23 protein-coding genes are annotated in these 22,495 nt (G+C 71.1%); 12 read left to right on the top strand and 11 right to left on the bottom strand.

What is annotated here, in order from left to right; genetic code table 11:
• Positions 1-127: 127 nt before the first annotated feature.
• Positions 128-979 (top strand): PRD domain-containing protein, encoded by an 852-nt coding sequence (locus ACFVX6_RS27630; protein WP_389695875.1) that lies wholly within the window; start codon positions 128-130, stop codon positions 977-979.
• 63 nt (positions 980-1,042) lie between these two features.
• Here ACFVX6_RS27630 and ACFVX6_RS27625 read toward each other — a convergent pair whose 3' ends face one another.
• On the bottom strand, positions 1,043-1,831 hold the full coding sequence (locus ACFVX6_RS27625) for a DUF4328 domain-containing protein (RefSeq protein ID WP_389695873.1): 789 nt from the start codon (positions 1,829-1,831) through the stop codon (positions 1,043-1,045).
• 71 nt (positions 1,832-1,902) lie between these two features.
• On the bottom strand, positions 1,903-2,835 hold the full coding sequence (locus tag ACFVX6_RS27620; RefSeq protein ID WP_389695871.1) for a CehA/McbA family metallohydrolase: 933 nt from the start codon (positions 2,833-2,835) through the stop codon (positions 1,903-1,905).
• A gap of 191 nt (positions 2,836-3,026) precedes the next feature.
• Here ACFVX6_RS27620 and ACFVX6_RS27615 point away from each other — a divergent pair, with 191 nt between their 5' ends.
• Both ACFVX6_RS27615 and ACFVX6_RS27610 read left to right on the top strand, forming a co-directional pair.
• Positions 3,027-3,182, top strand: a complete 156-nt coding sequence (locus ACFVX6_RS27615) for a hypothetical protein (protein WP_389695869.1) — start codon at positions 3,027-3,029, stop codon at positions 3,180-3,182.
• A gap of 229 nt (positions 3,183-3,411) precedes the next feature.
• A complete protein-coding gene (locus ACFVX6_RS27610) occupies positions 3,412-4,908 on the top strand; it encodes a UDP-N-acetylmuramoyl-L-alanyl-D-glutamate--2,6-diaminopimelate ligase (RefSeq protein ID WP_389695867.1) in 1,497 nt (498 codons plus the stop codon).
• Positions 4,909-4,983: 75 nt separating this feature from the next.
• Here ACFVX6_RS27610 and ACFVX6_RS27605 read toward each other — a convergent pair whose 3' ends face one another.
• Positions 4,984-5,481: a hypothetical protein gene (locus tag ACFVX6_RS27605; protein ID WP_389695865.1), complete on the bottom strand. Its 498-nt coding sequence runs from the start codon at positions 5,479-5,481 to the stop codon at positions 4,984-4,986.
• A gap of 333 nt (positions 5,482-5,814) precedes the next feature.
• On the opposite strand from ACFVX6_RS27605, the gene ACFVX6_RS27600 reads away from it, so the two are divergent.
• A complete protein-coding gene (locus tag ACFVX6_RS27600) occupies positions 5,815-7,398 on the top strand; it encodes a carbohydrate binding domain-containing protein (protein WP_389695863.1) in 1,584 nt (527 codons plus the stop codon).
• A 145-nt stretch (positions 7,399-7,543) separates the two neighbouring features.
• Here the strand turns inward: ACFVX6_RS27600 and ACFVX6_RS27595 are convergent, their stop codons facing one another.
• The 3 genes from ACFVX6_RS27595 to ACFVX6_RS27585 form a co-directional block, all read right to left on the bottom strand.
• A complete protein-coding gene (locus ACFVX6_RS27595) occupies positions 7,544-8,893 on the bottom strand; it encodes an amidohydrolase family protein (protein ID WP_389695861.1) in 1,350 nt (449 codons plus the stop codon).
• 306 nt (positions 8,894-9,199) lie between these two features.
• Positions 9,200-9,598, bottom strand: a complete 399-nt coding sequence (locus ACFVX6_RS27590; protein ID WP_389695859.1) for a hypothetical protein — start codon at positions 9,596-9,598, stop codon at positions 9,200-9,202.
• Between the two features lie 37 nt (positions 9,599-9,635).
• Positions 9,636-10,898, bottom strand: a complete 1,263-nt coding sequence (locus ACFVX6_RS27585) for an FAD-dependent oxidoreductase (RefSeq protein WP_389695857.1) — start codon at positions 10,896-10,898, stop codon at positions 9,636-9,638.
• 302 nt (positions 10,899-11,200) lie between these two features.
• Here ACFVX6_RS27585 and ACFVX6_RS27580 point away from each other — a divergent pair, with 302 nt between their 5' ends.
• Positions 11,201-11,527, top strand: coding sequence for a hypothetical protein (locus ACFVX6_RS27580; RefSeq protein ID WP_389695855.1), 327 nt, complete (start codon positions 11,201-11,203; stop codon positions 11,525-11,527).
• Between the two features lie 227 nt (positions 11,528-11,754).
• On the opposite strand, the gene ACFVX6_RS27575 is transcribed toward ACFVX6_RS27580, so the two are convergent.
• On the bottom strand, positions 11,755-11,964 hold the full coding sequence (locus tag ACFVX6_RS27575) for a hypothetical protein (RefSeq protein ID WP_389695853.1): 210 nt from the start codon (positions 11,962-11,964) through the stop codon (positions 11,755-11,757).
• 73 nt (positions 11,965-12,037) lie between these two features.
• Here ACFVX6_RS27575 and ACFVX6_RS27570 point away from each other — a divergent pair, with 73 nt between their 5' ends.
• The 3 genes from ACFVX6_RS27570 (at position 12,038) to ACFVX6_RS27560 (ending at position 15,170) form a co-directional block, all read left to right on the top strand.
• A complete protein-coding gene (locus ACFVX6_RS27570) occupies positions 12,038-12,577 on the top strand; it encodes an ArsR/SmtB family transcription factor (protein ID WP_389695851.1) in 540 nt (179 codons plus the stop codon).
• A complete protein-coding gene (locus ACFVX6_RS27565) occupies positions 12,574-13,872 on the top strand; it encodes an MFS transporter (protein ID WP_389695849.1) in 1,299 nt (432 codons plus the stop codon). Before ACFVX6_RS27570 ends, ACFVX6_RS27565 begins: the two co-directional genes overlap by 4 nt.
• Positions 13,873-14,048: 176 nt before the next feature.
• Positions 14,049-15,170 (top strand): hypothetical protein, encoded by a 1,122-nt coding sequence (locus ACFVX6_RS27560; protein ID WP_389695847.1) that lies wholly within the window; start codon positions 14,049-14,051, stop codon positions 15,168-15,170.
• A gap of 66 nt (positions 15,171-15,236) precedes the next feature.
• On the opposite strand, the gene ACFVX6_RS27555 is transcribed toward ACFVX6_RS27560, so the two are convergent.
• Entirely contained in the window at positions 15,237-16,628 is a 1,392-nt protein-coding gene (locus tag ACFVX6_RS27555; RefSeq protein WP_389695845.1) for an MFS transporter, read from the bottom strand.
• A gap of 70 nt (positions 16,629-16,698) precedes the next feature.
• Here ACFVX6_RS27555 and ACFVX6_RS27550 point away from each other — a divergent pair, with 70 nt between their 5' ends.
• From ACFVX6_RS27550 to ACFVX6_RS27535, 4 genes are all read left to right on the top strand, one after another.
• On the top strand, positions 16,699-17,724 hold the full coding sequence (locus tag ACFVX6_RS27550; protein ID WP_389695843.1) for a GlxA family transcriptional regulator: 1,026 nt from the start codon (positions 16,699-16,701) through the stop codon (positions 17,722-17,724).
• Positions 17,725-17,955: 231 nt separating this feature from the next.
• Complete coding sequence (locus ACFVX6_RS27545; RefSeq protein WP_389695841.1) at positions 17,956-18,492, top strand: TIGR00730 family Rossman fold protein; 537 nt, start codon at positions 17,956-17,958, stop codon at positions 18,490-18,492.
• An 88-nt stretch (positions 18,493-18,580) separates the two neighbouring features.
• The gene (locus ACFVX6_RS27540) at positions 18,581-18,937 is read left to right on the top strand and encodes a MerR family transcriptional regulator (RefSeq protein WP_389695840.1); all 357 of its coding nucleotides are present in this window, start codon (positions 18,581-18,583) and stop codon (positions 18,935-18,937) included.
• Positions 18,938-18,973: 36 nt separating this feature from the next.
• On the top strand, positions 18,974-19,975 hold the full coding sequence (locus tag ACFVX6_RS27535; protein ID WP_389695838.1) for a zinc-binding dehydrogenase: 1,002 nt from the start codon (positions 18,974-18,976) through the stop codon (positions 19,973-19,975).
• A 6-nt stretch (positions 19,976-19,981) separates the two neighbouring features.
• On the opposite strand, the gene ACFVX6_RS27530 is transcribed toward ACFVX6_RS27535, so the two are convergent.
• The 3 genes from ACFVX6_RS27530 to ACFVX6_RS27520 all read right to left on the bottom strand — a co-directional run bounded on the left by ACFVX6_RS27530 (position 19,982) and on the right by ACFVX6_RS27520 (position 22,457).
• Positions 19,982-20,413, bottom strand: a complete 432-nt coding sequence (locus ACFVX6_RS27530; protein ID WP_389695836.1) for a VOC family protein — start codon at positions 20,411-20,413, stop codon at positions 19,982-19,984.
• A gap of 158 nt (positions 20,414-20,571) precedes the next feature.
• Positions 20,572-20,889 carry a hypothetical protein gene (locus tag ACFVX6_RS27525; protein ID WP_389695834.1) on the bottom strand — a complete coding sequence of 106 codons (318 nt, stop codon included), beginning with the start codon at positions 20,887-20,889 and terminating at the stop codon, positions 20,572-20,574.
• 140 nt (positions 20,890-21,029) lie between these two features.
• On the bottom strand, positions 21,030-22,457 hold the full coding sequence (locus tag ACFVX6_RS27520; protein ID WP_389695832.1) for a GH1 family beta-glucosidase: 1,428 nt from the start codon (positions 22,455-22,457) through the stop codon (positions 21,030-21,032).
• Between the last annotated feature and the right edge of the window lie 38 nt (positions 22,458-22,495).

Below are 22,495 nucleotides of genomic sequence, written 5' to 3'. Positions count from 1 at the left end.
CAGTTCGTGGGGCGTGCCCGCGTCGGACCGGATCGGGGGAGGGGTGGCACAGGCGTGGCAGACAATGCGGGATCATTGGGCAGAACCGGACCGCGAACCGGACCGCGAACGAGAAGGAGAGCAGGCGTTGAAGGCGCTGCGTGTCCTCAACAACAACGTGGTCCTCGCGCGCGACGACAAGGGCCAGGAGGTCATCCTCACCGGGCGCGGCATCGGCTTCAGCTCCCGCCAGGGCAAACCGGTCGACCCCGCACTGATCGTGCGCGTCTTCGTCCCGGCCGACGGCCGCGACCCCGACCACCTGAGCGAGGTCCTCGCCCTCATCGACGAGGAGGTCCTGCGGGCCGTCGTGATCGCCCTCGACGAAGCCGGGATCGAGGGGCGCGAGTCCACCCGGCCGACGCTCGCCATCGCCGTCGCCGACCACGTCGCCGGCGCGCTGGACCGGGCCAAGCGGGGCATCGTCATCGAGTACCCGCTGCGCGCGGAGGTCCAGGCCCTGTACGCCGCCGAATTCGCCCAGGCGCAGCGCCTGCTGGAGGCGATCAACGAGCGCGTGGACCCGCGACTGGAGCCCTCCGAGGCGATCGCGCTCGCGTTGCACCTGGTCAACGCGGGATTCGCCACAGGCGACCTGTCCTTCACGTACACGATGACCGGGGTCATCCAGCAGATGCTCGCCGTCGTGCGGGAGCGGTACGGGCTGTCCGTGTCCCAGGAGTCCATGAGCGCGGCCCGTTTCATCACCCACGTGCGCTACCTCTTCGTGCGCATCCAGCAGCACCGGCAGCTGAAGGGGCACGAGTCGACGATCGGCGAGGGCATCCGCCGGCACTACCCGGAGGCGACCCACACCGCCCAGCAGCTGGCGACGATCGTCGAGCTGCGTCTCGGGCAGCACCTGAGCGAGGACGAGGTCTCCTACCTGGCACTCCACGTGGCCCGCATGACCCTGGAGCCGGACGGCGCCACCGCATAGGACCAGGTCACGCCCTCGTACGTCCGTATGCCCGTATGTCCGGACGGTGGAAGGACTACCGGGCTACCGGAGGCCGTCGGCCGCCGCAGGCTGGGCCGCATACGGTCCCTCGGCGGCCCTGGTGGTCTGCAGCGCCGTGAGCTTCTGTACGACACGGATCGCGAGCAGGGCCGCCACGAGCGAGAGCGCGCCCTGTACCGCGCCGGCGAGGGCGGATGCGGAGAGGCCCGCCGCGTCGGAGGCGTTCTCGTACAGGGTCCCGTAGACACGGTCGGCCAGCAGCGACATGAGCCACACGAGCCACCACCACGTGATGAACGCGGTCGATGCGGGCCGGTCGGATCCGTCGGACCGGAGCTGGCGGCTCGCGTCCCAGATCTCCCTCGCCGTGCGGCACGGAATGACCAGGTTGCCGAAGGGGATGAACCAGCCGCCGATGGCCCAGCCGCTGGACCGGGTGGCCACGTCGGGCCTGAAGGTCTTTGCGTTCGTGTGGGCGCGGTGGAACCAGATGATGAAGACGACGGCGGTGGCCAGCAGGACCGGCAACTGGACGGCGGCGGCCAACGCCATCAGGGCGTCCGGCGGGGTGAAGCCGTCCGGGGAACCTGCGCCCGGGTACCGGCCGCCCTCCAGGACGGAGCGGACGTACAGGCCGGTCCCGGTCAGCAGCAGGGCGTACGCACCGGAGACCGCGAGGAGCACGATCGCGGCGATGGAGAGGCCCCGGATCGGGCGGCCCGCGCCGACCGGAGGATTCCAGCCCGGCAACGGCTGGACCAGGACCGCTTGCTGGGAATGCGCGGGTTCGGAGCCCACCGGCGGCGGTGAATCGGGCGTGCTGAAGGACATGAAGCGGTACCCCCCACGGGAACATGCGACGGAGAAGAAAAGGGCCCGCTGATCCGCGGGCGCGGTCGAACTTATGTCGGGCCGGGACGGTTTGCAAACGCCATTTCCGCGAGGTGGATCGGGTTGCTCCAGGCCCGGCCGCCGGCTGCATCCTCGATGGTGACCCTGAGGAATCCGCCGCGGAACATCGCCGACGGCAGGGTGCACTCCGTCAGATCCTCGCCTTGGACGACCTGCACCCCGGGTGCGCCGCCAGTGATCAGGACCTTGCGGACGGGGGAGCACCGGACGGTGACGTGTTCGCCGGTCAGGCTGACGTCGAACAGCTCGGGTCCGGTGGAGGAGTAGTAGTGCCCGGCCTTGAGCGCGGCCAGGAGCCGTTCCGGGTCGAGGGACTCGGCGCGGACCTGGACCCAGGCCGCGCAGCCCGGAGGGTCCTGTGGCTGGAGGTGTGCGTCGTCGGCTGCGTAGGCGTGGAGCCGGTGGCCGCGATTGAGGAGGACGTCGGTCAGGTGCCAGCTGTCTCCCCGGTCCTCACGCGCGGCGAGCGCGTTGTACACCTCTACGGCGTGCGCGGCGTCCAGGCTCTCGGCGTCCGCAGCGCTCAGCAGGGAGGCGGCCGGGTGGGCCATGCCCACGAACGCGCCGGCGCGGCGCGCCCTGCGGGCCAGCTGGGGCCCCGTCTCTTCCGGACCGGGCGGGGCGAACCCCAGCGGGAGCCCGACGGCGACGATGTGCCAGGACGAACCGGCCTCGGTGCGCGGTGCGTGGAGCTCGGCTCCGAGCAGGGTGGTGAATCCGTCCGTCCGCAGCGGGGTGGTGTCGGTCAGCGGGAAGCCGTACTCGGGACGGAAGTGGTCGGTGACGGCCAAGAAGTCGTATCCGGCGCTCCGGTAGTACTGCGCCGTAGCCGCCGGGGACAGGGCCCCGTCGGACCGGTCGGAGTGGGTGTGGAGGTTCCCCCGCCAGAAGCGGCCCGGCTGATCAAAAGGCAGGCTGTGCATCCCGTTCCTCCTGGGAGTCGATCCGACAGGCCCTAGGCGTGGAGCCCCCACTGCACCAGCCCTCACTATCCGGGTCCGAACGCCATCCGCGGGGGCAATTCCTCAGCGGCGGCCCCCGGACCGGGGCGGATGCGCCCGCCCGGCGAGCAGACGCGGCGTACGGACCGGGTGAGCCCACGTACACTCGGCCCATGAGTCGCACACGACGTGTCATGGGGGAGTGCCTGCCGCAGGCCGCCCCCGGCGCGCCTGCGGCCTCTGCGTGCCGGACGGGCATCAGCCTCCGGACCGCCGCCGACGGTCAGGCCCCCACGGTCGGCCGCGGCGTCCTGCACGGCCACGGCTAGCGCTTTCCCACCGCGCCCGGGCCCCTTCCCTCCCGCCGCACCATCTTCGGCGACGGTCCCTGCCCCGGCAGCCCGCGACCCGTCCCGATCACCGGGTCCGGTCCGGCCCCGTCGTCTCGAGGGCGACGCATCGCCCTCCCGCAGCACCACCGCAGTCCCGACGCTCCGTCGGCGCTGCCCCCAGGTTAGGGCCGTGCGCCGGGCCGTAGCCGCCTCCGAAGGGACCACCGTGAAGTTGAGCGGGTTGCTGACCGGCCATGAACACCACGTCATCCAGGGCGACATCGAGTCCACGGGGGTCACCGCGGGAACCACCTTCGACGTCGACCGGGTGGTGCCGGGCTCGCTCTTCATCGCGGTACCCGGCCACCGCGGGGGCGGCCCCGCAGCCATCGGTGCGGCGCTCGCGCGCGGGGCGGTCGCGGTGCTCGTCGACGAGGAGGGAGCCGCCGCCGCGCCCTCCGGGCGGGAGTTGCTTCCGGCGGTGTGCGTCGTACGGGTCCGCGACACCCGCAAGGCGGCCGCCGTCGTCTCCTCCCGCTACTTCGGCGAGCCGGGCCGGCACATGGACGTGGTGGCGGTCACCGGGACCAACGGGAAGACCTCCATCTCCTACATGGTGGAGTCGCTCCTCAAGATCTCCGAGGGTGCCTCGGTGGGCGTGATCGGGACGGCGGGCAGCCGGATCGGCGACGAGATGATCCCGATGCCGCCCACGGTGCTGACCACACCGGAATCGCCCGATTTGCAGTACCTGCTGGGCCGCATGCGGGACCAGGGCACCGGCAGCGTGGTGCTGGAGGCCACCTCGATGGCCCTGCAGACGTACCGGGTGGACAGCACCTTCGTCGACGTCGGCGTCTTCACCAACCTGACCCAGGACCACCTGGACGACCACGGCACGATGGCCCACTACACGGACGCCAAAATGCGGCTGTTCCAGGGGCTGTGCCGACATGCGGTCGTCAACGTGGACGACGCCGTGGGAGCCGGGATCGGGGCGATGATGCCCGGCGCCGTGACGACGTACGCCCTCGACGAGGACGCCGACTTCCGGGCCACGGACCTGATCGCGGACGCCTCGGGCACCCGGTTCACGCTGCACCACGCCGGCAAGGAGTACGCGGCGGCGATCCCCGTCCCGGGCCGGTTCTCCGTGTCCAACGCACTGGCGGCGCTGGCGGCCTGCCGGGTACTGGGTCACGACCTGGACGGACTGGTCGCCGCACTCGCCCAGATGCCGCCCGTACCGGGCCGGTTCGAGCGCTTCGTCACCCCCGCCGGCACCTCGGTGATCGTGGACTACGCGCACTCGCCCGACTCCCTCGACAAGGTCCTGACCGCCATCCGGGGCTTCGCCCGGGGCCGCGTCATCACGGTCTTCGGCTGCGGCGGTGACCGCGACACCACCAAGCGCGCCGAGATGGGCCGCATCGCCGGCACCCACTCCGACCTCTGCGTCCTGACCTCGGACAACCCCCGCACCGAGAACCCCGAGACGATCCTGGACCAGATCGCATCCGGCATCGAAAGCACCGGGACACCGTACGAGCGCTCCGCCGACCGGCGCCGAGCCATCGGATTCGCTCTGTCCGCAGCACGGCCCGAAGACATCGTCCTGATCGCAGGCAAGGGCAGCGAACCGCACCAGATCGTGGGCGAAGACCTGCTCCCGTTCAGTGACATGGCGACCGTACGCGACCTCGCCTCCCAGCTGCTTCCCTGAGCGGCTGCCCTTCCACCGGGAGCCTGACCCTGGCCACAGCCGGGGCCCGTCGGTGGGGGCCGTGCGCGATGACTCCTAGTCAGGGATCCCGGGCATGCCCCAACGGGCGCTCCTGTCGCCTACTTCGGCTTGCGGACACGTCTTCCGCCAGGTCGTGAGCGCCGGCGGGCGGCCGGGGCGGCCGAAGAAGAGCCGCTTCCGCCGCACGTGCAGCCGAAGTCTCGCCGAGCCGTCGACGTTGTCGTAGATGACGAGGACCCGCGTCACCTCATGGGGGTCATGGTCCGTGATCCGTCCTCCGGTGCGGCGGAGGCGGAGCGTTGCGCGCCCGTCTGCCCCGCCGGGGACGATCCGTGCCTCGACCAGGCGCCGCCGGTCCCAGGCCCAGTACGCGATCTCCACGAGTACGTAGGCCACGGTTGCCGAGACCGCCCACCGGACGTCGGATTCCGCCCACATCACCAGGCCGAAGAAGCCGAGGCAGCATGCCGTCACCGCCATGCGCCGTAGCCGCGGAACAGTCCGCATGCTCTTGTCCGCCGCGTCCCAGAGCAGATCCTCGCCGGCTGCCATCCCGCCATCATGGGCCCCGGCCGTCCCTCCTGAGAAGCCCCGACCGGGCTTCCCGCGCGGCCTCGACTCACCTATTGGTCCAGACCTATTGACCGGCCGTGTCGTTGCTCCTACGATCCGGTCGGCACAGCCCCACCTGTCCCCACCTCACCCAGAGCCGGGCGTCACGCCCCCACGCGTCGGTCATGTCCATGACGCTCGGCCTGAATGGAGCACACCATGTTCCGTCGGAGATCACGTACTCCGCGCCTGCCGGCTGACTTCGGCCCTCGTGCAGGACGGAACGGCCGCGCCCGACGCGGAGCGACCGTCCTGAACCGCTCCCTCGCCGGAGTGAGCGCCGTCGCCGTCATCGGCGCCGGAATCGCCGCGGCAGGGGCCGTCACGGCCGGCGCCGCGACGAACGAGGCCGTCGCCACCAACCTGGTGGTCAACTCCGGATTCGAGAACGGCCTCTCCTCCTGGGCCTGTTCCGGAGGCTCCGGGGTGGCCGTCAGCACTCCGGTCCGTTCGGGGGCCTCCGCGCTCAAGGCCACGCCGTCCGGCCAGGACAACGCACAGTGCGTCCAGACCGTCAGCGTGCAGCCCAACTCCCAGTACACGCTGAGTGCTTACGTCCAGGGCAGCTACGTCTACCTGGGCGCGACCGGCACCGGCCTCACCGGAACCACGTCGACCTGGACGCCGAGCAGCCCCTCCTACGGCCAGCTCAGCGTCGGCTTCACCACGGGGCCGGGCACCACCTCGGTGACCGTCTACCTGCACGGCTGGTACGGGCAGCCCGCGTACCACGCGGACGACGTGTCGCTGGTCGGTCCGGGCGGCAGCAGCCCCACCCCGACCGTACCGCCGACCACGACGCCCCCCACCACCGCGCCTCCCACCACCGCACCCCCGACGACCGCCCCGCCGACGACCGCCCCGCCGACCACGGCGCCCCCGACCACCGCCCCGCCCGGCGAGACCTGTCCCACGAAGCCGAGGCCGGCGGGCAAGGTCCTGCAGGGCTACTGGGAGAACTGGGACGGCGCCGCGAACGGCGTCCACCCGGGCATGGGCTGGGTGCCCATCACGGACAGCCGGATAGCCGCGCACGGCTACAACGTCATCAACGCCGCGTTCCCGGTGATCCTCTCGGACGGCACCGTTCAGTGGCAGGACGGCATGGACACCGGCGTCAAGGTCGCGACCCCCGCCGAGATGTGCCGGGCCAAGGCGGCCGGAGCGACGATCCTGATGTCGATCGGCGGCGCCACCGCGGGCATCGACCTGAGTTCCAGCACCGTCGCCGACAAGTTCGTGGCGACCGTCGTGCCGATCCTCAAGAAGTACAACTTCGACGGAATCGACATCGACATCGAGACCGGCCTGTCCGGAAGCGGCAACATCAACACGCTGTCCGCATCCCAGGCCAACCTGATCCGCATCATCGACGGCGTGCTGGCCCAGATGCCCGCGGGCTTCGGCCTGACGATGGCCCCCGAAACCGCGTACGTCACGGGCGGCAGCGTCACCTACGGATCGATCTGGGGTTCCTACCTGCCGATCATCAAGAAGTACGCCGACAACGGCCGGCTGTGGTGGCTGAACATGCAGTACTACAACGGCAGCATGTACGGGTGCTCCGGCGACTCCTACCAGGCCGGCACCGTCCAGGGCTTCACCGCCCAGACCACCTGCCTGAACAACGGCCTGACCATCCAGGGCACCACCATCAAGGTGCCGTACGACAAGCAGGTCCCCGGCCTGCCGGCCCAGACCGGCGCGGGCGGCGGCTACATGACGCCGAGCCTGGTCAGCCAGTCGTGGAACGCCTTCGGCGGTTCGCTGAAGGGGCTCATGACGTGGTCGGTCAACTGGGACGGCTCGAAGGGCTGGACCTTCGGCGACAACGTCAAGTCCCTCCAAGGTCGTTGATCGCACCCTCCTGACTCTCAGGGGGATGCGGAAATGAGTGGGCAGGGCCCCGGGGGAGCGTTGAGCGCCCCCGGGGCCCTGCTGTTCCGCAGGGGACGAGCGGTGCGCCGTCCGGAACCGACGCGGGGCAGTGCTCGGGCTCGGTTCAGGAGGCGGTGCGCAGGCGGGTGGCCGCGGATTCCGCTTCCCGGACGACGCGGTCGGTGTCGATGTCGACGAGGCGGCCGTTGAGCTTGAGGGGACGACCGTCCACGAAGACCGCGCGGACGTTCTCCGGGCGGCCGTTGAAGACGATCTGGTTGATCCAGTCGAATCGCGGCGCGAAGTTGAGAGCGGCCGGGTCGATCACGATGACGTCGGCGCGCTTGCCGGGGCTCAGGGAGCCCACCGTATCGGCCATGCCGATCGCTTCGGCGCCGCCGAGCGTGGCGAGGCGCAGGACGTCGTGCACCTGGGGGAACACCGAGGACTCCAACGCGCGTGCGCGCTGGAGACCGATGGCCGCCTTCATGAGGCCGAAGAAGTCCGAGGTGTCGTTGGTCCCGCCGTCCTGGCCGAGCCCGGCCTTGACGCCGCGCCGGCCGAGGTCCGGCAGCCGCATGATCCCCGAGGCGAGGCGCATGTTGCTGAGGGGGCAGTGTGCGACCCGCACGTCGTGCGCGGCGACCGCGGCGATCTCGTCGTCGGTGAGGTGGATCGCGTGGTTCATGAAGAGCTGCGGACCCAGCGCACCGATGTCCGTGAGGGTGCCGATCGGGTCGTCCGCGCGCTGCTCGGCGCGTTCGAGGACATGGCTGTTGAGCATCACTCCGAGGTCTCGGGCGATCTCCCAATGCAGCCGGTTGAGGCCCCTGATGGCCCGTGCCGCATGGGTGGCGACCTGGGCCGAGGCGAGGGGGAGCGGGTCGATCAGCTCCTTCTTCGTCCGGGTGATCAGGGCGGCTTCCCGCTCGGCCTGGAACATCGCGTAGGTGAAGCGCACGCCCGTGTCGGCCAGGGCCCGCACGTACTGGACCGTCGTGTCGTGCGGGAGGGCGTCCACCCAGTCCACGAGCGTGGTCACACCGGACTGCACGGAGTCGAGGGCGCCGAGGCGGACGAAGCGGTACATGTCTGCGGGCGTGATCCGGGAGAACGTCGCCCGGTTGCAGTCGGCCAGCCATCCGAAGAGGTCGCGGTCCGCGCAGCCGCCCCGCATCGACGACTGCCACAGGTGGGTGTGCACGTCGACGAATCCCGGCATCACCAGGTGGCCGGTGGCATCGATCACCCGGGTGCCGGGCGGGGTGGGCAACCGTCTGCCCACGGCCGCGATGGCACCGTTCCACATGTGGACGTCCGCGTGCTCGACCGTACCCAGAGGGCCGTCGCCGAGTGCGGGGTCCATGGTGAGCACGAGTGCGGCGTTCCTGAGGACGACGGCTTGCCCCGAGGGTGCTCCGCTGTGCGGCCGGCTCCTGCCGGCGCCCAGGACGAGCGGTGCGACTGCTGCCATTCCGAGGCCGCCCAGGACGCCGCGACGGCTGGGCGCCCCCGACGTGGGCGAGGGTGAGAGGACTTCGGGTGAGGAGGGCGGGACGGGTTCGGGACACTCGCTGAGCGGGTTCATGGCGTGTGGCCTCCCAACGAACGAGGGTGGGAACGCCCTTCCCCACGCTGACGGCCGGTCAGGTAAAGGTGGGGGAGGGTATGAGAATCGTCCATCGGGCCGAGGTCTTTCCGATAGAGGCGCGTCAACATTCTGTAGAAGTTTTATCCGTGGCGCCGCCTCCACCCACACCCACGGACACGTGCTGCGCTCCTACGGCCCTTCGTCGTAAGTCCCTGCCTCGACCTCGAGGGCGAGTTCCTGGAGGACCTCGATCGCGGATACGTCCGTACGCCCGCCGTCGTGAGCGATCGCCAGGCTGGTGAACGCCAGACTGAATCCGGAGACCATCGTGTGCAGCGCCGGACCGAGGGCCTCGGCCACCGCCGCGGCGACCTGCTGCGGAGACGCGTCGGCCGGCACGCTGATCGACGGCAGCATCTCGTTCAGGAGGGTCGAGGCCACTCCGGCCGTTGCCTCGGTGTCGTCACCGGCACCGTCTCCGTCGTCTCCGATCGGGTTTGCGTCCCGTTCGCTTTCGACGGCCCGCCGGATGTTCTGGGCTTCGGTGAGGATGCCGATCACTCGCTTGAGGACCTCTGCGCGTTCCATCCTGTGGAGCGTAGCCCCGTACGCGAACCTGCGCGGCTCACGGCGCCTCCCGCCCCACGGAGCCGGCGCCGCGGATCGATTCCACGGGCGGCCGCTCCCGCAGTGCCCCGTAGCCGATGAAGTAGGCGGGCACCCGGTTCAGCCAGCGCGAGTCGGAGACGAGTTCCGTCAGCCGCTTCGCCGCCTGCGGGTGGCCGAACGCGGTCCGCCCGGACAGCAGGGGTTCGATGACCCGGGCGTGGGCCAGGCGTTGCAGGCCCTGGGTCGCCACCGTCGTGGGCATGCGGCGGCGTTGTACGCGGCGTACGTCGTGCAGCCCCACGGTCCCCGCGCGCAGCGGTCCCACGAGGTAGCGGGCCGCCGCCACCGCGTCCTGTACGGCGAGGTTGATGCCGATGCCGAAGACCGGCGACATGGCATGGGCGGCGTCGCCGATGCACAGCAGCCCCGGTCGGTGCCAGCGGCGCAGCCGCTCCAGTCGTACGTCGAGCAGCTTGACCTCGTCCCAGGAGGTGACCGAGTGCGCCCGGTCGGCCAGCCACGGGACGGCCTGCGTGAACTGGGCCATGAACCGATCCAGCCCTTCCGAGCGGCGCTCGGCATCGGTTCCCTTGGGGATGAGCCCCGCGCACTGCCAGTAGTCACCGCGGTCGATGAGCGCGCTGAAGAACCGCTCGCCCAGGCCCCCCACGAGCCCGCTGGGATCGCTCTCGTGGCGCGGCAGCCGGAACCACCAGGCGTCCATCGGGCACGGGAAGCCCTCCAGGCCGAGCTCGGGCAGCGCCCTGGCGAAGGATCCGCGGCCGTCGCAGGCCACGGTCAGCGTGGCCCTGAGCTCACCGGCGGCGCCGTCCGCGGTGCGGTACCGCACGCCGGTGACCCGGCCGTGCTCCGTCAGGAAGGACGTCGCCTCGGTGTCCATGCGCAGCCGGAAGGAGGGTTCCCTGCGCGCCTCGTCGGCGAGCAGATCGAGCAGGTCCCACTGCGGCACCATCGCGATGTAGTTGTACTTCCCGGGCAGCGCCCCGATGTTCCCGACCGTGACGAGGGAGCGGTCGGGCCCGATGGGCAGCTGCACCGAGGTCACCCGCCGCTGCGGCAGCCGGGCGAACCGCTCGGCGAGGCCGATGTCGTCCAGCAGGGACAGGGTGGACGGGTGCACGGTGTCGCCGCGGAAATCGCGCAGGAAGTCGCCGTGCTTCTCCAGCACGGTGACCTCCACCCCGGCCCGGGCGAGCAGCAGGGCGAGCACCATCCCGGCGGGCCCGCCGCCCACCACACAGCAGGTCGTACGCTCCACGACAACCCTTCCCTTCACCGGCATCGGCCGGCCCGACGATGCATGCCCCACCAGTTTCCTCGTCATTGCTGCGCGCGGGGCGGCGACTCGCGGAGTCCTGTGGGGTGTCGGCCGGGGTGCGGCCTCAAGGCCGAGAATCCGACCGGCTCCGAGGGACGACCCCTTGCCGGGGCGGCCGGCCTCGCCGACGATGCTGCAAGACCCCTTCTGCCCGCGTTCTGTCGGGCCCTTGACGGGTCATCGAACAACAGGGGGATACAGTGACGAACCATCACACTCCGAGGAAGCGTTCCCGTGCGGCGGTGTCCGCCCTGGTACCGCTCTTCGTGCTCGCCGGGCTGCTGCTGGGCCCGGCGGCGACCGCCACCGCAGCCGCGCCGGCCGTCCGGCAGGCGCCCGCGGCGGTGGCCCTGCAGCAGAGCCCCCTCTCGGCCGGCGCCGGCACGGTGACCGTACTGCGCGCACCGACGTCGTCCCGGGTCCAGGCCACCACCGGCAACAAGAAGAAAAAGAAGAACAAGAAGAAGGGCGGGCTCTTCAAGACCCTCATCATCGTCCTGCTCCTGGTCATCGTGGTGCTCGCGATCGTGTTCGCCGTACGCATGCTCCTGCGCCGCAGGTCCGCCTAGGTCGTCTCTTTCGGATCTTGTCGGCCGAGCCCGTTCTGGCTTGCAGGCCGGCCGGGGTGGCGGGGTGGTGGAAGCGGGTGAGTAGCCGCTTGTCGAGGAGCGCCGGGTGGCGGGCGGCGAAGCCGTCGAAGTCGTCCCCGTCGCCCTCGGCGGCGTGGTGGCCGACGAGTTCGCCCCACGCCCGGTTGACGGTGGCGTTGTACTTCTACGGTGCGGGGCCTGGGCGTTCATGAGCGGACCTCCGTGAGGGCTTGCAGGCCGGCCCGCAGACCGGCGATCTCGTCAGCGGTCAGCCGGCCGAGCGTGCGGTGTTCGAGGTCGGTGACGGCCTCGAGGATCGGCGCTGAGGTCGTGCGCCCGGTCTCGGTGAGCTCGATGAGAACCACCCTGCGGTCGCCCTGGCGCGTGCAGCGGGTGACGAGATCGCGCCGGGCCAAGCGGTCCCTGCCTCCCCCGACTTCGGATGCAAATCCACTTGCTCAATGGTCAAGAGTCGTTGACCATTGAGCCATGCCTGCCGACGATGTTCCCGAGACGTTTCACGTCACCACCGATGACCAGTTGCGCGCCGTCTCCAACCTGACGCGCCACCGGATCATGGCCGTGCTCCGCTTCGAACCGGCGACGATCACGCAGATCGCCACGCGGGTGGGCCTGGCGAAGGGGAGTTCCAGTTATCACGTGCGGCTACTGGAGCGGGCCGGCCTGGTGAAGGTGGTGCGGACGCGGAAGGTGCGGGGGGTCACCGAGCGGTACTACGCGATGGCTGCGCGGTCGATCGTGCTGCCGGATCCCGGCGAGGGGGGGCCGGATCTTCTGATGCGGCATGCGGTGGCGGACCTCGAGGCAGCACCGCGCGAGGGCGAGCGGCACGTAGGGATGGCACATCTGCGGCTCACCGAGGAGCAGTTCGCGGAGCTGGGGGCGCGGTTGGAGGCGCTGGCGGACGAGTACCGGAAGCTGTCCGATCCGTCACTGCCGGACGTGTCGCTCGTCTTCGCACTGTTCCGGCCCACATCGCAGGTGCAAGCGGAAGGGGACTCCAAGTGACCTCGGACGTTCGGAAGTTGCCGGCCGGGTTCGGACGGCTGTGGACCGCGCAGACCGTGTCCTCGCTCGGCGACGGGGTCACGCACGCCGCGCTCCCGCTGCTCGCGCTGACCTTGACGCGGGATCCGATGGCGCTCGCCGTCGTCACGGCCGCCGGGACGCTGCCGTGGCTGCTCTTCGGGGTGCTCGGCGGTGCGCTGGTGGACCGCTGGGACCGCCGCCGCACGATGTGGGTCGCGGACGCGGCGCGTGCGGTGCTGCTCGCGATGCCGGCGGCAGCGGCCGTGTTCGACGTGCTGAGCATTCCGCTGCTCGCGGCCGTCGCCTTCCTGCTCGGCCTCGGCGGACTCTTCTTCGACACGGCCGCCACGGCCTACCTGCCGGACCTGCTCGGTCGCGACCCCGTACTCCTCGAGCGTGCCAACTCCCGCCTGCGCGGGGCCCAGACCGCCGCGTCCGGCTTCGCCGGGCCGCCCGCCGGCAGCGCGATGCTCGCGCTCGGGAGGGCGGTTCCGCTGCTCGCCGACGCGGTGTCGTTCGCGCTCTCCGCAGTCCTCGTACGATCGCTGCCCGCCGCGCCCCGGCCCGTACTGCCGAAGGCCCGTGAGTCGCTGCTCCGGCAGGCGCGCGCCGGGGCCTCGTACGTCTTCCGGGACCGGTTGCTGCTCGGGCTCGCCCTCCGCCCGGCGGTCGGAAACATCGCCTTCATCGCCGTCGAAACCGTGCTCGCCCTCTTCGCGCACGACCGTCTCGGCATTGACACCTTCGGCTTCGGCCTGCTCCTCACGGCGGAGGCCACCGGCGGGTTGCTCGGCGCGGGCATCGCTTCCTTCCTCGGCCGACGACTCGGCACCGGCACGGCACTGACCTGCACGGCTGCAGTCGAGGGACTGGCCGTCCTGGGGCTTGCCACCGCCGACAATCCGTACGTGGCCGGTCTCGCGCTCGCCGTCTGCGGGGCCGGCATGGGCGCCACGATGGTGCTCGCGCCCTCCCTGCGGCAGGCGATCGTCCCGGCCCACCTGATGGGCCGGGTCGCCTCGACGTCCCGCATGCTCGCCATGTGCGCCGCCCCGTTCGGCGCGTTCCTCGGCGGCTGGCTGGCCACCACCTACGACGTACGCACCCCGCTCTACGCCGCCTCCGGCCTCCTCCTCGCCATGACCGCCGTCACGGCGACCATGACCAGCAACCGCCGGGTCGAGGCAGCACTGCGCGGCGCTGCCCCGACCGGCAGTCCGGACGACCCGGAATCCGAGGACTCCGTCCCGGCGCGTGCACCTGAATCTTCGTGACGCGGAAGGTCGCCTTGTCCCGGAAGCGCCCGAGGCGCCGGTGCGGCGGGGACCGGAGGGCCGCCACCCCCGAGAACGGCGGGTGACATCTCGCGCTTCTGTGTCAACGGGGCTTGCGGCGGCGGTTAGCCTCCCAAGGGATCGGCAGGAGGCCGACCCCGGGGGAGGGGTGGATCGTGGCCGATGGGCAGGGCTGGGAGCGGCGCAACGAGCTCGCGTACGGGATGGTGGCGTGGCGGCGGGCCGTGATGACCTGCGGGGCGCTGGTGGTGTGGTCGACCGGTTACGACAACCGGGCCGAGCCCGGCCCGAGGGGACCGCGTCCGGGCCGGCCGAACGCGCCCGACGCCGCGGAGTTCAACTCCGTGTGGATGCGCGTCGTCGCACTGCTGGCACTCTCGGCGTGCCGCGCCGCCCGCGAGGCGGACGTCCTGGTCGACGACGTCGAACTGCCCGCCCTGGTCGGCTGGGTCGACGGCCCCCACACTGCGAGCCTTCACCAGGGGCCGCTGGAGACCGGCGAGGCGCGGGAGCGCACGGAGGCGGGCTGGCTCGAGCTCGTCGGGGACGAGAAGCGTCAGCGCCTGGCCCGCCAAGTCCTTGCCGACCACGTCATGGCGCACATCGCAGACGGACGGGAGCCGGAGGACACCCGCGACGGTACCGAGCCGCCCCCGCTGACGCTGGGAGATCGGGCCCGCGCGGTTCGGGCCGGCGGGATCCCGGACCTCGAGCCGGAATGGGCGGGCCCCGTGTCCCATGCCCGGGCCCAGATCGAGCGGCTCGAGCTGGCCCTGCGCGGCGGACTCTGGACTCCCACCCGCGAACACCGCAGGTTCGCCGGGATCCTGCACCGCACGCTGATCGCCGAGCCGGACTTTCCGAGCCTGCCCGAGGGGTTTCCCGGCCCGGCCTGGGTGCAGCGGGTGCTGCGGATGCCCCACATCAGCTCCACCTACCTCGCCGTCACCGAGCTGCCCGAGTTCGTGGCGTACGGCCCGACGGGGAACGCCGGAGACCCGCTGGGCAACGCTGTCGGCTCCGTCGTGACCGACGCCGTGCACGCGACGGTGAACATGGCGGTCGACCTCGAGAAGCTGTGGGCGGCTCGCCCCGCGGATCAGCCGGTGGCCTTGTGGGAGCGGGCGCACCTGCCCGCACCTGTCCGCACGCAGGTCCTGGCCGTCGAGAAGGTGGTGCACGAGCTGGCCGTCATCCTCTTCGACATCGCCGACCCCGACATCGCCAACCCCGACATCGCCAACCCCGACATCGACGACCCCGACGCCGAACAGTGACTGGCCGGCCCGCCGACGTGCTCCCGGGCCGGCGGCGGCCGGGTGATCGCATGGCGGTGGGTCCGTTCATCCTCCGTCCTGAACGACGGGCGCCGTCGGTATGCCGCCGTCCGTGAGAGCGATGCGGCGCAGGGTGCGGATGGCCGGGATCGAGAGCAACGCCACGCAGCCCGCCAGGCAGGTGCCAGCCGAGACCAGGAGCAGCGTTTCCGGTGAGGCCAGCTCGGTGGCCGGGCCCGCCAGGATCTGGCCGAGCGCGATGCCGGACACCGAGCCGGCCAGCTCGTACGCGGTGACCCGGTTGAGAACCTCCGGTGGCGTGTGGGTCTGGACGCTCGTCGCCCACATCACCGACCAGAACGCCCAGGCGCCGCCGCCGATGACGTGGCCGGCCAGCAGTACGGGCAGTCCGGCGCCCAGGGCCACGCAGAGCGGCAGCACGGTGAACAGCACCATGGCCACAGCGCCGGCTGCCAGCGGCCGGGCCGGGCGCAGTCGTAGCGCCAGCATGCCGCCGAGCACCGTTCCGACACCGAGGGAGGAGACGGCCAGGCCGTAGGCATTCGGGCCGAGCCGGGCGCCGATCAGCGCCGAGCTCAGCGGCACCAGCGGGCCGAAGAGCAGTACGCCGTAGGCCACCCAGATCAGGATCACCGCCCACATCCAGGTACGCGAGCGGAACTCCCGCCAGCCCTGGCGCAGGTCGCGGCGGAGCGAACTCTTCTTCCCGAAGGCGGAGTTGGAGTCGGCATCGGCATCGGCATCGGCATCGGCGTCGGTGTGGGCATCGGTGTCGACCACGGTTCCCGTGGACGTGCCTGCCGGAGCGAAGCGGAGGAGCCCCAAGCACAGGGCGCTGAGCACGAAGGTACCCGCGTCGATCGCGTAAACGGTCCCGGCACCGGTCAGCACGATCAACAGCCCCGCCAGTGCCGGGCCGAGCAGTTGGGCGAGCGCGTCGGCCACCTTGAGCGTGGCGTTGGCCCGCTGCGGTTCCCGTGCCACCAGCGGGACCATGCCGTTCACGCCGGGCTGGAACATCGCGACGGCAGCGCCGGCCACGGCCGCCATGGCCACCAGCAGCCAGAACGGCGGCGTCCCGGCAAAGAACGCGGCAGCCAGCACGCCCTGGGTGAGCACCCGGACGAGGTCCGCACCGACCATCATCCGGCGTGCGCCCACCCGGTCGGCGAACACTCCGCCGAACAGGACGAGGAGAACGAACGTCCCGGTCCAGGTCCCGAGCACCAAGCCGACCCCGGAGATCCCGTACAGCGGGCCGACCGCGAGCGCGGCGGCCACCGGCATCATCGCGTCGCCGACCAAGGAGACCGCACGGGCGGTGAAGTAGAGCGTGAACCGTCGGTCCCACAAGGGAGGCCCGACGGTCGGCGGATCGGTCTGGACGGTCTGGACGGCGGTCCGGACGGTCTGGTTCTGTGTCTGCGCGGTGGTCACAGGACGATGCTGGACTAGACCAATCGATCACCCCAGTGTCCTGAACGACACGATGGGGTACTTTCGCGCCATGACACCTCGTACGCCGCCGAAGTCACCGGAGCTCCACCGGGTCGTGGCCGTGCTCCAGCCCCCGCAGTCGCCCTTTCCGCTGGCCTGCGCGACCGAGGTGTTCGCCGACCACAGCCCGGCCATCCCCTCCCGCTACGCGTTCGAGGTGTGCACCGAGCACCCCGGCCCGGTACGAACCCAGGCCGGATACGACCTCCTGGTCACGACGGGCCTGGACGCCTTGGAGCGCGCGGACACCGTACTGATCCCCGGCTGGCAACAGCCCGTCGACACCGAGGTGTCGACCACCCTGATCGCGGCGGTCCGCCAGGCACACGCCCGCGGCGCGCGCGTCGTCGGCATCTGCTCGGGCGCCTTCGTCCTCGCTGCCGCCGGACTGCTGGACGATCGCCGGGCCGCCACCCATTGGGCCCAAGCTCCGGAGCTGGCCGCCCGGTTCCCAAGGGTCCGGGTCGACCCCGCCGTCCTGTACGTGGACCACGGTGACGTCGCGACCAGCGCCGGATCGGCGGCCGGCGTGGACCTCTGCCTGCACCTGGTACGCACCGACCAGGGCGCCGCGTACGCCATGCGCATCGCCCGCCAGATGGTCATGCCCCCGCACCGCGAGGGCTGCCAACTGCAGTACGCCGAACTGCCCACTTCCGGACCGGTCGCCGACTCGCTGGCCCCGCTGCTGGAATGGCTGGCCGGAAGGCTGGACCAGCCGGTCAGCGTCGCGGAGATGGCGGTCCACGCCCAGGTCTCGGCCCGCACGCTGACCCGGCGCTTCACCGAGCAGTTGGGGATCAGCCCCGGACGCTGGCTGCTGGACCGGAGGATCGCCGCCACCCGGGCCCTCCTGGAGGAGACCGACCTGCCCGTGGAAACCATCGCGCACCGGGTCGGCCTCTCCTCGGCCGTCAACCTGCGCCGACGCTTCCACGAGGCCCTGCGCACCACACCCGCCGCCTACCGCCGAGCCTTCCGAGCGGACGAGGCCGGGGGCGTCATGTCCACTCGAAGCCCGCAGGGCCCGAGGTGACGAGGCCCACGCGGGGATCGGCCCGCGAAATCACACGCAGCCATCGCCGGCGCTCTCGCTCTGGGCGCCATGACCCTCGCGGGCCCCGCCAGTGCGGCGGATAGCGGCAGCCTCCCTCGTACGCACGGACAAGGGCATCGTGCGGCAACTCACCGCGACACCACGGGGCGGGCCCGGCCACCCCACCCACCCGCGCCTCACGGCCAAGCCCGCGCCTCGTACTGTCAAAGCATGAACATTTGCGTCTTCCTCTCGGCCGCCGAACTCGACGAGCGCTACACGCGCCCGGCCCGGGAGTTCGCCGAACTCCTCGGCAAGGCCGGTCACACGCTGGTGTGGGGCGGTTCCGAGAGCGGACTGATGAAGGTGGTTGCGGACGGCGTCCAGGAGGCGGGCGGACGGCTCGTGGGCGTCTCGGTCGACTTCCTGGCGGCAAGGGCCCGCAAGAACGCCGACGAAATGGTGATCGCCGGCGACCTCGCCGAACGCAAGGCGCTGCTCCTGGCCAAGGCCGACGCGGTCGCCATCCTGGTCGGCGGGACCGGGACGCTGGACGAGGCGACGGAGATCCTCGAGCTCAAGAAGCACGGGAAGACCATGAAGCCGGTGGTGATCCTCAACACGGCGGGGTTCTACAACGGCCTCAAAGAGCAGTTCCGGCGCATGGAGGAAGAGGGCTTCCTCCCCGTGCCCCTGACCGACCTGGTGTTCTTCGCCGAGGAGGCCGACGCGGCGCTCGCCTACCTGGAGGAGAACGTCGGCGCGTAGCCGTCAGGCCGGAGACGCGTACGGTGTCGGTCCGGAACGGCACCGGAACACCCCGCCCCGCCGGGGCGTTGGGCCTCTCATGGACGCCTTGAAGATCAGCGAAGCCGCAAAGGCCAGCGGCGCAAGCGCCCGAGCACTCAGGCACTACGAGGAGGAGGGGCTGATCACCCCCGAACGGTGCGCGAACGGGTACCGGCTCTACTCCGCCGAAGTGCTGGACCGTGTCCGCGTGATCCGCTTCCTGGTGGAGTCCGGCCTGCCCATGCGGCTCATCAGGGAAGTCCTGCCCTACATCACCCCCTCCACCAGCCCCCAGGGGGTCTGTGCCGAGTTCCTCGCCGAGGTGGAGGGCTACCGGGACCGTCTCGCGGAGCGGGTCGCCTCACTGGTCGCCCAGCAGTCGGCCTTGGACGCCTTCCTGGGCGCTGCGCGGCGCGGGGCTTGACCTTCCCGCTTACGGGAAGCTTCTACGGTCTCTCACATGACCACGAACACACCCTTGGTGCACGCTCTCGTCCAGCAGTCCCTGAAGGGCCCGAAGGATCTGATCCTGACCCGCGACCATCCCCGCCCGGTCGCGGGCCCCGGCGCATACCTGATCCGGGTGGGCGCGGCGGGGGTCAACTTCGCCGATGTCATGCAGTCCCACGGCACGTACGACGGCGGCCCGGCCGCGCCGTACACGGCGGGCTTCGAAGCCGCCGGTGAGATCGTCGCCGTGGGCCCCGGTGTCGACGACCCGCTGCCGGTGGGCACGCACGTCGTCGGGACGGGCTACGGCGCCTTCGCCCAGTACATGACCATGCCGGCGGCGGGCGCCCTGCCCGTCCCCGACGGCTGGAGCGACGCCGAATCCCTCGGCCTGGTGCTGAACTGGGCGACCGCCCTGGCCGCCCTGAAGACGCTCGGCGACGTCGAGCGGGGCGAGACCGTACTGATCCACGCGGCGGCGGGCGGGGTCGGCCAGGCCGCTGTGAGGCTCGCCCGCCACTACGGGGCCCGTGTCATCGCAACCGCCTCCCCCTCGAAGCACGAGACCGTCCGGGCGCTGGGGGCCGCCAACATCCTCGACTCCGACCATCCCGACCTCGCGAAGGAAGTGCTCGCCCTGGCCCCCGAGGGCGTCGACATCGCCCTGGAATCGGTCGGCCAGGCCACCTTCCGCGACACCCTCGCCGTGACCCGTCCCGTGACCGGCTCCATCGTCGTCTTCGGCGCAGCCTCGGGCCACACCGACATCTCCACCCACGACCTGTTGTTCACCCACCGGGTCCAGATCAAGGGCCTCCACATCGGGTCGATGGCCACCGAGGCACCGCAGGTCTACGCCGGCCTCCTCACGGAGCTGCACTCCCTCATCGCCGCCGGTGTCTACCTGCCGGGCACCCCGGAAGTCCACGCCCTGGCAGACGGCCCGAAGGTGCTCCAGCAGCTCGAATCCCGCAAGACCACCGGCAAGCTGGCCCTCGACCCCTGGGCCTGACAGCCGTCAGCGTTCCGACAGCTCCGACGGTGCTTCCTGGACCACCCAGCCGTTGCCGTCCGGGTCGGTGAAGGTCAGGAAGGAGTTCCAGGTGTCGCCCTTGCCGTCCTCCCAGCCCTTCTCGCCGACGTGCCGCACCGGCGACACCTCCACACCGCGCGCCGCCAGCTCCTCTCGTGCGGCCTCGATGTCGGTGACGCACAGCTGCAGGCCCTGCAGCGTGCCCGGTGTCATCTGGCGCGTACCGGGCGCCGGGGGCATCCCGTGTTCCAGCGCGATCGAACAGCGCGAGCCGGGCGGGGTCAGCTGGATGATGCGGACACCGGGCGCGACCTCGCTGTCGAGATCGAGCCTGAAGCCGACCTTGTCCGCGTAGAACTCCTTCGACCGGTCCATGTCGGTGACAGGGACCAGAACCACTTCGAGCGTCCAGTTCATGACGGGTCTCCTCGGAACACGAATGCTGCAGGGCAGGTCCACCGTCGCCCACAAGGTGCCGGTGTGCGAGCCGAAACGCGGCATGCCGACAAAGAATTGGCGGTGCCCCACAGGACGCGCACGGTGTCCGTGCCGCGGCCGCGTGGCGGACAGGGCGACTACTGACCGTCCTCGCGGGCGAGACGAAGGGCGAGTTCCTGGAGGATCGCGTCGGTACCGGGCTCCGCGCCGGTTTCGTCGTACGCGTAGGCGACTGCCGCGAAGGCGGCGATGAACCCGTTGACCAGAGCGCTCAGCGGCTCGGAGAGCTGATCGAGCACGGCGCCGCCGACTTCTTCGGGGTCGGCTCCCGCCGGTACCAGGAAGTGACCGGGGGTCACTTCGGCGAGCAGGTCGGAGGCGAGGCCTTCGCCGACGTCCCCGCGCAGGGCGGTGAGCGCGGCGATGGCTTTGAGTTTGATCTCGTTTTCGTGCACGGCCCGAGCGTACGACGCGGGCCGTGGGCAACGCCGTTTTCGGTGCCCGGATCCTTGGGGCCGTGCGCATGGTTCGACGCCGACGGCCCTGCTGACGGCCCTGGGATGTTCCCAGGGCCGTCAGGCAGGAGAGATCACGCTCAGCCCCGCGCCAGCCCGCCCCGCGCGATCACCTCCGCGTACCACCGCGCACTGTCCTTCACCGTCCGGCGCTGGGACGCGAAGTCCACGTGGACGATGCCGAAGCGCTTGCTGTAGCCGTACGCCCACTCGAAGTTGTCCAGCAAGCTCCACAGGAAGTAGCCGCGTACGTCCACGCCGTCCTCGATCGCCCGGTGCACGGCCGTCAGGTGTGCATCGAGGTACGCCACCCGCTCCGGGTCGTGGACCTGCCCCTCCGGGTCCGCGTAGTCGTCGTACGCCGCCCCGTTCTCCGTCACCAGGAGCGGGAGGTGCGGGAGTTCGTCGCGCAGCCGGGTCAGCAACTCGTACAGGCCGTTCGCGTCCACCGGCCAGTCCATCGCCGTGCGCGGGCCCGCCGCCGGGGTGAACGCCACGTGCTTCTCGGCGCCCGCCCAGGGGGCGGGAGAAGGGGAGGAACCCGCCGAAACCACGCTGGGGGAGTAGTAGTTGATGCCCAGCGAGTCGATCGGGGTGGACGTGACCTCCAGGTCGCGGTCCCGGACGAACGACCAGTCCGTCACCCCCGCCGTGTCCTCCACCAGGTCCTGCGGCAGCCGTCCGTGGAAGACCGGGTCCACGAAGATCCGGTTCGCCACCGTGTCGATCCGGCGCACCGCCTCCCGGTCCGCCGCCGTGTCCGTCAGCGGGCGCAGGGCGTGGAGGTTCAGGGTCAGGGAGATCTCGGCGGTGGACGGGAGGCGGTCACGCAGGACACGGGCCGCCCCGCCGTGCGCCAGGTTGAAGTGATGGGCCGCGCGCAGCGCGGCGAGGTCACTGGTGCGGCCGGGGGCGTGGACCCCGTTTCCGTAGCCGAGGAACGCCCCGCACCAGGGCTCGTTCAACGTCGTCCAGGTGGGCACCCGGTCGCCCAGCGCCCGGGCCACCAAATCCGCGTACTCCGCGAACCGGTGTGCGGTGTCCCGTTCCGGCCAGCCGCCCGCGTCCTCCAGCTCCTGCGGGAGGTCCCAGTGGTAGAGCGTCGCGACCGGCCTGATGCCGTTCGCCAGCAGCTCGTCCACCAGACGGCGGTAGAAGTCCAGACCGCGCTCCACGGCCGGGCCCCGCCCCGTCGGCTGGACCCGGGGCCAGGAGACGGAGAAGCGGTAGTCCGTGACGCCGAGGTCCTTCATCAGCTGAACGTCGTCGGGCATCCGGTGCAGGTGGTCGGCGGCGATGTCACCGGTGTCACCGTTGCGGACCTTGCCGGGCGTGCGACTGAACGTGTCCCAGATGGACGGCGTCCGGCCGTTCTCGGTGGCTGCCCCCTCGATCTGGTAGGCGGCGGTGGCCGTGCCCCAACGGAACCCGGTGGGGAAGCGGAGCCCCGTCCCGGTCTCGGGGCGGGTGCCCGTGGAGGTCGCCGGGCGGGCATCGACAGCGGTCATGAGACGGACACTCCAGGAAGTAGGAGGAGGGGGGATGA

It is taken from the genome of Streptomyces sp. NPDC058289, from assembly GCF_042880975.1.
In the GTDB taxonomy this organism is placed as follows: domain Bacteria; phylum Actinomycetota; class Actinomycetes; order Streptomycetales; family Streptomycetaceae; genus Streptomyces; species Streptomyces stoeckheimensis.
The sequence above is the reverse complement of the archived record's forward strand: the minus strand, read 5'-3'. Positions and strand labels throughout refer to the sequence as shown.